This window comes from Synechococcus sp. WC10meta, assembly GCF_047461475.1.
In genome coordinates, this window is record NZ_JANSHF010000029.1 from 1 (window position 1) to 9,990 (window position 9,990).

General features: G+C 60.5%; 10 protein-coding genes and 1 tRNA gene. 4 read left to right on the forward strand and 7 right to left on the reverse strand.

Annotated elements, in window-relative coordinates; genetic code table 11:
* Window positions 1–320: 320 nt before the first annotated feature.
* Complete coding sequence (locus tag NW804_RS10110; protein WP_414423462.1) at window positions 321–953, reverse strand: biotin transporter BioY; 633 nt, start codon at window positions 951–953, stop codon at window positions 321–323.
* Window positions 954–966: 13 nt separating this feature from the next.
* Between NW804_RS10110 and hisN the strand changes: the two genes are divergently transcribed.
* Window positions 967–1,818 (forward strand): histidinol-phosphatase, encoded by an 852-nt coding sequence (hisN, locus tag NW804_RS10115; protein ID WP_414420154.1) that lies wholly within the window; start codon window positions 967–969, stop codon window positions 1,816–1,818.
* A gap of 69 nt (window positions 1,819–1,887) precedes the next feature.
* On the opposite strand, the gene NW804_RS10120 is transcribed toward hisN, so the two are convergent.
* From NW804_RS10120 to NW804_RS10135, 4 genes are all read right to left on the reverse strand, one after another.
* Window positions 1,888–1,958: transfer RNA gene (locus tag NW804_RS10120), tRNA-Gly, on the reverse strand.
* A gap of 84 nt (window positions 1,959–2,042) precedes the next feature.
* Complete coding sequence (locus NW804_RS10125; protein WP_414423463.1) at window positions 2,043–2,486, reverse strand: 2TM domain-containing protein; 444 nt, start codon at window positions 2,484–2,486, stop codon at window positions 2,043–2,045.
* 96 nt (window positions 2,487–2,582) lie between these two features.
* The gene (locus tag NW804_RS10130) at window positions 2,583–3,146 is read right to left on the reverse strand and encodes an SRPBCC family protein (RefSeq protein WP_414420156.1); all 564 of its coding nucleotides are present in this window, start codon (window positions 3,144–3,146) and stop codon (window positions 2,583–2,585) included.
* 92 nt (window positions 3,147–3,238) lie between these two features.
* A complete protein-coding gene (locus NW804_RS10135; protein ID WP_414410706.1) occupies window positions 3,239–3,484 on the reverse strand; it encodes a hypothetical protein in 246 nt (81 codons plus the stop codon).
* Window positions 3,485–3,649: 165 nt separating this feature from the next.
* Here NW804_RS10135 and lpxA point away from each other — a divergent pair, with 165 nt between their 5' ends.
* Both lpxA and lpxB read left to right on the forward strand, forming a co-directional pair.
* Window positions 3,650–4,594, forward strand: a complete 945-nt coding sequence (gene lpxA, locus NW804_RS10140; RefSeq protein WP_414423464.1) for an acyl-ACP--UDP-N-acetylglucosamine O-acyltransferase — start codon at window positions 3,650–3,652, stop codon at window positions 4,592–4,594.
* A complete protein-coding gene (gene lpxB, locus NW804_RS10145) occupies window positions 4,591–5,799 on the forward strand; it encodes a lipid-A-disaccharide synthase (RefSeq protein WP_414423465.1) in 1,209 nt (402 codons plus the stop codon). Before lpxA ends, lpxB begins: the two co-directional genes overlap by 4 nt.
* Here the strand turns inward: lpxB and NW804_RS10150 are convergent.
* Complete coding sequence (locus NW804_RS10150) at window positions 5,796–6,842, reverse strand: DUF1611 domain-containing protein (RefSeq protein ID WP_414423466.1); 1,047 nt, start codon at window positions 6,840–6,842, stop codon at window positions 5,796–5,798. The genes lpxB and NW804_RS10150 overlap by 4 nt on opposite strands.
* 4 nt (window positions 6,843–6,846) lie before the next feature.
* Window positions 6,847–7,899 (reverse strand): dipeptide epimerase, encoded by a 1,053-nt coding sequence (locus NW804_RS10155; RefSeq protein ID WP_414423467.1) that lies wholly within the window; start codon window positions 7,897–7,899, stop codon window positions 6,847–6,849.
* Window positions 7,900–8,047: 148 nt separating this feature from the next.
* On the opposite strand from NW804_RS10155, the gene NW804_RS10160 reads away from it, so the two are divergent.
* Window positions 8,048–9,990, forward strand: a 1,943-nt coding sequence (locus NW804_RS10160; protein WP_414423468.1) for a GspE/PulE family protein, incomplete at its 3' end; no start/stop codon positions are given.

The window sequence follows — 9,990 nt, forward strand, 5'->3', positions numbered from 1 at the left end:
CTTGCCTGCGGCTCTGCTCAAAAGTTGCAGTTGGTCTGAAACTCCCAGCTTGAGCTTGCGGACAAAGTACATGCAAAGTTGTCCTTCTGCTATCTAGAGCATCACACAAAAAGCCGCCCTCAAGGGCAGGGCTTGAAACCCAGTTTTCTTGGTCAACGCCGTAGCCAAAAGGCCCATGGCCGCAAGAGTCAGAGCAGCGCGCTGCATCTTTTCGTCTCCCTACAAAGCCTTTGCAGAAACCTGATGAAACCCCTTGCCCTGCAGCAAGCCCGCTTCTGGATCACCCTTTTTTCCCGTCCCAGCCATAGAGAGTCTTTGCGCTAAAGCAGCAGCAAGCGCCGCAGGAGCAGGGCTATGACGGCAGCGAAGCTAACCGCGATAAGCTGTCCTGGCAGGGTATAGCCGGAGTAGAGCCGAAGCAACTTCAGCAACTCTCCATTCCAGGGCTGGGTAGCCAAGAGATAGATGATCCCGGTCAGGTGAACCAGGGCCAGGGCCACCAAACTGGCGGCGGCCAAATCCTGCAGACGCACCGGCGCAGAGATGCTGGGCAGCAGGTAGGGGTTGCGGCGAGGGAGAAGGGAAGTAGGCAGCAGGTGGGGATCCCTTTGTCGAAAGGCCATCGTCCCGCAGGCCCAGGCCGCAGGCAAAAACCCGAGCAAATAGCCAAAGGCGGGCTGGTACAGGTACTGCCACCCCCCTCCCTGGGCAAACACCTGCAGCCCTGCCAATCCCAAGCCTAGATAGACAAGCTGGGCGCACACTGCCGCCACCGGTCCCGCCAGACAGGCCGTTAGCAGCATGCCGCCGATTTGCAGGGAAAAGCTATATCCTCCCACCCCTGGCCACTGAGGCGGCAAGCTCACCTGGGTTAGGGTGCCCAAAATGGTCAAGATCACTCCAATTGCGGTCCAGAGCCATTCCAGAGGGGTTAACAGTCGGCCAGCACGCATAGCCGAGTTCCCTATGCTAGGAGAGAACACCGACGAGGTAGGCAAGAGAGTGGTTAAGCCAGAGTGGATTGCCTTGGCCCAGGCTCTAGCCGACGCAGCCGGAGCGGTGATCCGGCCTCTGTTTCGCGGGGAGCTGCAGGCCGAGTACAAAGAGGCTAGATCCCCTATCGTAACGATAGCCGACCGGGAAGCAGAACGGGCAATGCGGGCGTTGCTGGCCGCCCACGTGCCGGAGCACAACGTCCTTGGCGAGGAGTTTGGCTTCCACCAGACCGGATCCCCTTATACCTGGGTTTTGGATCCCTTGGATGGCACCATCGCCTTTTCCACTGGCAAGCCCACCTTCGCCACCTTGATCGCTCTTTTAGAAGAAGATCGTCCCATCTTGGGCATCATCGATCAGCCGGTGTTGCGCGAGCGCTGGGTGGGGGTGCAGGGACAACCAACCCGCTGGATAACCCCTTCCACCCAACAGCTTAGTCGCAGCAAAGCCACCACCGACCTCAGCCGCGCCTCTTTGAGCTGTACCACTCCTGATTTGTTTGCTCAGCCAGACCAGCAGCAGCGCTTTCAGCAGCTCAGCCGTTTGGTTCACATCACCTCCTACGGCGGCGACGGCTACCAGTACGGCCTCTTGGCCAGCGGCTACATCGATCTGGTGATGGAGTGCGGCCTCGCCCTCTACGACTTTGCTGCTCTCGTGCCCGTGATCGAGGGATCCGGCGGCGTGATTACCGATTGGTCGGGGGATCCCTTAACCCGCACTTCTAGAGGAGAAGTGTTGGCGGCGGCCAACCCGACGCTCCATCGACAGGCCTTGGCTGCTATTCAAGAGAGAGGCGAACCTCACCCCTCCCTTGGCTAAGCCCTCAGTCCGGCCTCCCCAACCTAGGGGCTGGGTTGCAGCCTGGATCTCTAAAAGATCTTGAGTACAAGCGGGCGAACGGAATCGAACCGTCAACAGCAGTTTGGAAGACTGCGGTTTTACCATTAAACTACGCCCGCACAGGTGTTTGCTTCTGCCCAACAATAATAGCACCTGGCGAGGGTACCCCCTCAAGAGGCTTCCCTTCAAAGACAAGAGGTGTCTCATCGACGCTGGAGCTGCTTTTGGCGTTTTTTCTGCCACTGCCGAAACTCTTTTTCGTAGCGTTCCCCTTCCGTCTGGTAGGTGCTCCAGCCCTTGAGGGCGACGGCCAGGCCCCAGCTCATCAGTATAAACAGCGACCAAGACAGCCCTCCGCCGGAGAGCCAATCCAAGCCTACTAGGAAGCTGTTGACAATGGCATACTGCCCCAGCAATTGGTAGAACTGCCGCTGGCGGTAGCGTTGAAACTCACGCTGTTGGTTGGTTAGCTGCTGCCAGGCTCTCCATTCCCGCTCGGCCTCCTCCAGCTCTTGGGGAGAGATCCCCAGTTCGGCAGCCATCTCCTCCAGTTGCGAGCGGGTAAACTCACCAAGGCGCGGCTGGCGAGCGATGGCCCGCTGCAGGATCTGCTGCACGTCCTCTTGGCTGTAGCGGGATCTGGACATTTGACGAGAGGAAACCTGACGATCCTTAGTTTAGGGCAGCCAGACTTAGTTTAGGGCAGCCAGACTTGGCAGCTCCCCGATCCCAGCCAAGGGTAACTAGGGAGAGGATCCCCCTAGACTTAGGCAGCGCTCCCGAATGGCCTGCAGGTTGAGGGCGAGATCGCGGCGGATGCGCCGTTCTACTAGGCCAACCGGCATGCGGCGCGGCGGTTGCACCTGCAGGTGGTAGGTGAGCAGGGTCTGCTGGTCTAGCCAGTCGGCTAGCTCCCAAAACCCCTCGAAGATGAGGAAATCCCCTTCTACTTCTTGAAAGCGCAGTTGGTGGGGAAACACTTCCTCGATAGCCAGCACCACCGCTGCAGAAAACCGGGCAAACAGAACTTGCTGGGATCCCACTTGACGCACCAGTTTGCGGCCATTCTGGCTGCCGAGGAGGCGACTTTCCACCAAGTTAGGAATAAACTCCGCCAGATGGTCGTAATCGGTTAAAACCTGCCAGACCTGCCGGCGCTCTACTGGGATCAAGATGCGGCCTTGCACTTGGCGGCGGCGCTCCCCCAAGTCTTCTACCTCTACCTCAATGTCTGAGAACTCCCTCCCGCTAAAGAGAGCAGGAGCTTCTAGGTGATCCTGGGGATCCCGGTCAAAACTGGAAGGCATGGCAAGAAAAGGGTTGAAAACTAAGGCAGGGGCTGCTAGCCACTCAACAGGCTGAGTTCCCCTGCTGGAGCATTGTATAGGGGATAACGATCCTAAGAAAGAAGAGCCCGGAACCAACTCAGGATTACCTGCCAAACTTGGTCGAGGAGGGCAAAGGGATCTCGCAGCTCCTGGAGCACCTGCCGCGGGCCGATTCTAAAGACCACGTACAAAACGGCTAGGAGGATCACGATCCCCACCGCTGTCCAGATGGCCTCTCGAACTACCCGCACCCAGAAGACCAGCATAAAAATGGCGATGGCTACAGCGGCAACCAGCGGCAGTGTCTCCAGTACCATCGTGCTTTCCCCCCTAGCTTAGTTTTGGCCTCTGAGGATCAGCCGAGCCGTCCTTGTTTTCCCAATCAAGAGTACAATCGAGCCATGCAGCGCCTGCAAGCAGCCTGAGTGAGCTGGGGAGAAGAAAGAGTTGGGAGCGTTGCTCCAGTTGCTGGCTAGTTGGAGATGAGTGTGTTGGCTTCAGCAGGATCCCCTCCCGACTTCGCAAGTGTGCCGCACTGCTCACGGCAGCGGATTCACCCCACTGCGGTGATCCATCCCAAGGCTGAGTTGCACGAGACGGTGCAGGTGGGCCCCTATGCCGTTATTGGCGAACATGTGCGCATTGGTGCCAACACCGTGGTGGGGGCCCATGTGGTGATCGAGGGCTGGACCGAGATTGGTGAGGACAACCAGATTTTTCCAGGAGCGGTGCTGGGCACAGAGCCGCAGGACCTAAAGTACAACGGCGCACCCTCGCAGCTGGTCATTGGCAGGGGCAATCTCATTCGGGAGTTTGTCACCATTAACCGAGCCACCAACGAGGGGGAGGCGACGATAATTGGCGACTACAACCTATTGATGGCCTATGTCCATGTCGCCCACAACTGCGTCATCGAAAACCAAGTGGTGATCACCAACGCGGTTTCCCTGGCTGGCCACATTCACATCGAGTCCCAGGCGCGCATCGGCGGCATGGTCGGGATCCACCAGTTTACCCGGGTAGGGCGCCTGGCTATGGTGGGGGCGATGAGTCGGGTGGATCGCGATGTTCCACCCTACCTGTTGGTGGAGGGGCATCCAGCCCGCATCCGTGGCCTCAACTTGGTGGGGCTGCGGCGGGCCAAGGGGATGGAGGGATCCCTGCCGGCCTTGCGCCAAGCCTACCGGCTGCTCTACCGCTCCGGATTGCCCTTGGAAAAGGCGCTGCGAACGCTGCGGGAGAGCCTGCGAACCGAGAACGGGCAGAGCATCCTCTCCCTAGAGGGGAAAGAGCTGGTGGACGAGACGGGATCCCTGCTACACCTGCTGCAATTTTTGGAAGATTCCCTTTCCCAGCCGCAACGGCGTGGTCCTCTGCCTGCCTTGCGTCGCAGCAAAGATGATGCTGAGGACGGGGACGACCTGTGAGCCATCTGTTTGTCTGCACCGGCGAAGTCTCCGGGGATCTGCAGGCTGGCCATCTCATCCGCGAGCTGCTGCGCCAGCGTCCGCACCTGCGCATCACGGCAGTTGGGGGAGAGGAGATGGTTGCTGCTGGAGCCCGGCTGCTGCACCGCACAACTGAAATTGGCTCCATCGGTATTCTGGAGGCCCTTCCCTTCGTCCTCCCTGCGCTGTGGGCGGAGTGGAAGATCCGCCGCTTCCTAGAGCAAGATCCACCAGATCTAGCCATCCTGGTAGACTACATCGGCGTCAACAGCCGCGTGGCTTCCCTGTTGCAGCGGCGGCGCATCCCTGCCGTCTACTACATTGCCCCCCAGGAATGGGTGTGGTCGCCCAGCAGCCGCCTCACCTACCGCCTAGCCCAGCAAATGCGACTGATGGTGGCCATTTTCCCCGAGGAGGCCCGCTACTACGCCGCAGCAGGTGCCCGGGTTTGCTATGTCGGCCACCCCCTGCTGGATATTTTGGCGAGTGTCCCCGGTCGTGCGCAGGCCAGGGCGGAGTTGGGGATCCCGGAGGAGGCAACGGTGGTGGCGCTGCTGCCCGCCTCCCGCCGTCAGGAGTTGCGCTCAGTTTTGCCTGTCCTGCTTCAGGCAGCGCGGCTGCTGCGGGCTCGTCTGCCCCAGGTGCAGTTTTGGGCGCCGCTGGCCTCGCCCCATTTTGCTGCCCCAATTGCCCGAGCCGCCCGCCGCTATGGGCTGGAGGATCTCACCCTTTTCTTGCCTCGCCTTTCCCCTCCAAAGGCCCATCACCTGCTTTTGGCGGCTGCTGACCTGGTGTTGGCCAAGTCGGGCACCGTCAACCTGGAGGCAGCCATCTTGGGGATCCCGCAAGTGGTGATCTACCGCCTCAACCCGCTCACCTTTTGGCTAGCCCGCCATTGGCTAAAGGTGTCGGTGCCCTTTATGGCTCCCCCCAATTTGGTGCTTATGCGTCCCATTGTGCCGGAGCTGCTCCAGGAGGAGGCCCAGCCGGAACGGATTGCCCAACTGGCGCTGGAGCTGCTGACCCGGCCCGAGCGCCGCGCCCAACTGCAGGCTGACTACGCCGCCATGCGGGCAGCTCTGGGGGAGCCAGGAGTTCTGGCCCGCGCGGCCAAGGCCATTTTGGAAGTGCTCGACAGCGAGACCAGCTCCAAGGAAGCTCAGGCTCCGAGCGCTCTAGGCTAGCCTGCCGAGAGAATGGCGTCCAACAAAGGATCGGCCCCAAAGCGCACCACATCGGTACAGGGCCGGCCCGTCTCTGCTTCCACCTGGCGGATCTGGGCCAGGGCCGCTTCCTCTTCCCAACCGAAGGTATTGAGGGCTACCCCCACCACCGGTGCAGGGGCAAAGGCGCCAGCGGCCGCAGCCACTTGTTCGTAAAGCTCGATCACCTTAGGCAAGGGAGGAATGGGCACCTCGTCCATCCCCTTGATGTGGGTCTGCCCAGCTCGGTGCACCAGGATGAGATGGGTAGGCTGGGATCCCCTTAGCAGAGGCAGGGTGGCGGTGGAAGCGGGGTTGAGCAGGGATCCCTGACCTTCAATGTGCAGAATGTCGTGGTCAAAGCCATAGCGCAGCACCAGTTGCTCCACAGCGCCGCTGGCATAGTCCACCCGCACTGCATCCAGAGGCACTCCGTCGCCGCTGATGAGGATCCCCGTCTGGCCGGTGGCCAAGAAACGAGAACGCAGGCCGCGTTTTAGGCTGGCCCGGTGCAGTTCCAGGCTGGTGGACATTTTGCCGACAGCCATGTCAGTGCCCACCGTCAGTACCCGCCGACAGGGGAGAGAGCGAGCTAGGCCCCTCCCTACTCCTAGACCAGGGGGTTCGCGGCGAATGTCCCAGATCCAGGCTCCCGGCTGCAGCCACTGCCGCAACTGGGCATCTTCCGCTAGGGGGGTGTGCAGCCCGTTCACCAAAGACAAGCCGGCTTGCAGGGCTTGGCACAGCTCCTCCCGCCACGCCGGGGGCAGCTGGCCGCCGGAAGGAGCGATCCCAATCACCAACACCTCGGGGCCGTAAACCAGCGCCTCTTGCACCGAGGCTACGATGGGAATGTCTTTGGCAATGCCCGTGAGTTGGGCCAGGGATCTCCCCGCCTGCTCCCGATCGATGACGGCCACCACTGGAAAAGGCCCATAGCGCAATAGCCCCAGCCCTGTTTTGCCGTACTCTCCTGCTAGGCCGCCGTGGAGCAGGATGGCCACCCGAGTTTGGCTGGAGAGCATGGTCCTACTCCCGCAACTCCACCCCTAGGCCGGGTCGGTCGGTGGGGATGAGACAGCCCTCCTGCACCAGAGCCCCGGAGAAGGGATCGTCGACGAGATTGAGGTGGCTGTCTAAGTCCACGTAGTCCGCTAGCGGCGCCAAGTGGGCCGCTGCCGTGTTGCCCAAAGCGGTGTTGCTGTAGCAGCCCAGCATCACCTGTAGCCCATGGGCTCTGGCTGTGTGGATCATGCGCCAGGCTTCGCTAAGGCCGCCGCACTTCATGAGCTTAATGTTGATGCCATGAACCCGATCCGCCAGGGCAGGAATGTCGCGGCTGTCAAAACAACTCTCATCCACAAAGATGGGCAGCTTCGACTCGTGCCACAGGGTAATCAGCTTCGCCTCCTGGCCCCTCTCCAGGGGCTGCTCCAAGTAGCTCACCCCCTGCCCCGCCAGCCAATTGCTCATGCTCAGGCTTTGCTCCAGTGTCCAAGCCCCATTGGCATCCACCGTAATCAGGGATCCCAGCGGGATCACCTCCTGCACGGCAATGAGCTGGTTTTGATCGGCCATTAGGCCCAGTTCGCTGCCCAGCTTGATCTTAAAGGCCCGCGCCTGTTGGATCTGTTCCATCCAAGCCAGAGCCCGCTGGCGCGCCTCCTGAGGGGTGGAGAGGCCGATGGTTAGGGTCGTAGGCGGAATGCGGGAGCGATCTAGGCCCCACAGCTGCCAGAGGGGCCTCCCCAATCGCTTGCCCATCCAGTCGTGCAGGGCTATGTCCACTGCCGCCCGCACTGCCGAGGGGATCCCGGCCTGCAGCAGTTCCGCCTCGACGGCCTGCCGCTCCCAGGGGGAATAGCGGCGTAGGATCCCTTTAGCCACCTCCAAACCCGCCAAGATGTCCTCCAAAGACTGGTGGCAGTCCTCGCTCACCGAGAAGGGGCAAGCCTCTCCCCAGCCCTCGATCCCCTCCTCTTCAACGCGCACCCAGGCCAAAGTGGCCTCTGTATAGGTGCCGCGGCTAAGGGTGAGGGCATAGCGCTTGTGAACGGTGAAGGGCTCGACGTAAAGCCGCATGAGCAGTCTAAAGGTGGGTCGACTTTCTCCCTTCTAGATTTCCATCAGGTTGCAGAGTCGGGCCAGTGAGGTCTCCTGCCCCTACCGTTGACCTTGGGGGTCAACTACAGTCAATATGGACACATCGTGCGTGCCCCAGCTACTGCTTATGAGCGATCTTCCTCCCCCCTTGACCTCCCGTCGCAGCAGCGTGAGCAAGGCCTTAGCGATTGCCAATGCCAGCATCACCCCCTTTGGACGCAAGCTAAAAGAGCTGGGCTTTGCCGACGATAAGCAAATCCAAGACATTCAAAATGCCCTCAAAGCGGATCGAGAGGGCGGCAGCAAAGTTTTGGCCCTGGCGGTCAAGAACATTGTAGGCAAGGAGCTCACACCTGACCTGGAGCGGGCCTACAAGCGACAGCAGCTTTTTGAGCTCAAAGTTATCTACGGGATCCCCTCTCTCGACACCGACCTGGAGCCGGTGGATCTCGCGGAGATGAGCGAGCTCATTGAGTCGCTCTTGCCCCTTGATATCTGCAACCGCTATAAGTTCTTGCCCATTCGCCGCCAAGACAACCAGGTCGTGGTGGCAATGGTCAAGCCGGACAACCTGCAGGCGCTAGACGACATTCAGCGGCGCTTCCGCATCCAAGGGCTAAAGCTGCAGCGGCGGGTCTTCACCCAGCAGGACTTCGAGACCCTGATCAACCGCTACATGGATGCACAGGCGGAACTGCTGGCCACTAAGGGTATCAACGACGTGGTTGCCCCTGCCCAAGAAGAAGAGGTGGTAGTCAACCCGGCTGAGCTTGATCTGGACAGCATCGAGGGTACTGCCGTCGACGAGGAGGTTGGCGAGGGATCCCTGGAGGAGCAGGTCAAATCGGCAGACGATGCCCCGATCATCAAATTGGCCAACCAAATCCTGATCAAGGCCCTGCAGGAACGGGCATCTGACATCCACATCGAGCCGCAGGAAGAAAACCTGCGCATTCGCTTCCGCAAGGACGGGGTGCTGCGGCAGGCTTTTGAGAACTTCCCCAAAAAGATCATTCCTGCTCTTACCGCTCGATTCAAGATCATGGCCAACCTGAACATTGCCGAGCGGCGCCTGCCTCAGGACGGGCGCATTCGGCGGATGTTCAAAGGGCGCAAGGTGGACTTCCGCGTTAGCACCCTGCCCTCGCGCTATGGGGAAAAGATTGTCCTGCGCATCCTGGATAACTCCGCCACTCAACTGGGCTTGGATAAGCTGATCACCGACCCAGAGACCCTTGCCAGCTTCAAGGAGGTTGTGAGGAGACCCTTTGGTCTAATCCTGGTAACCGGGCCCACTGGATCCGGGAAAACCACCACCCTCTACTCGGCCCTGGCGGAGCTAAATGATCCAGGCATCAACATCAGCACCGCCGAGGATCCCATCGAGTACACCCTGCCGGGGATCACCCAGGTGCAGGTTCTCCGGGAGAAGGGCATGGACTTTGCTATGATCCTGCGCGCTTTTCTGCGGCAGGACCCGGATGTCATCCTGGTGGGAGAAACCCGCGACCACGAGACGGCCAAAACCGCCATCGAAGCCTCCCTCACCGGTCACCTGGTGTTGACTACCCTGCACACCAACGATGCCCCCAGTGCCATCGCCCGCCTGACGGAGATGGGGATCGAGCCGTTTATGATCTCCAGTTCCCTACTGGGGGTGTTGGCCCAGCGCCTGCTGCGGCGGGTATGTCCTGAGTGTCGGATCCCGTACCACCCTACCCCTGAGGAGCTGGCCCGCTATGGCCTTAGCCTCAGCGGCGACAACGAACAGCTGACCTTCTACAAAGCCAACAAGCTCTCCCCCAAAGAGGTAGAACAGCGCAAGGCCACCGGCAAGCCCATCTGTGAGAACTGCGGGGGCGTGGGCTACAAAGGCCGGGTGGGGGTGTACGAGTTCATGCGCATGAACGACCGCTTGGCTGAGTTGATCAACAAGGGGGCTCCCACCGAGGTGCTTAGGGAAGCGGCAGTTGAAAGCGGCATGAAGACCCTGTTGGCCTATAGCCTGATGCTGGTGAAGCAGGGGCTAACCACGCTAGAGGAGGTGGATCGAGTTGTCCTCACCGACAA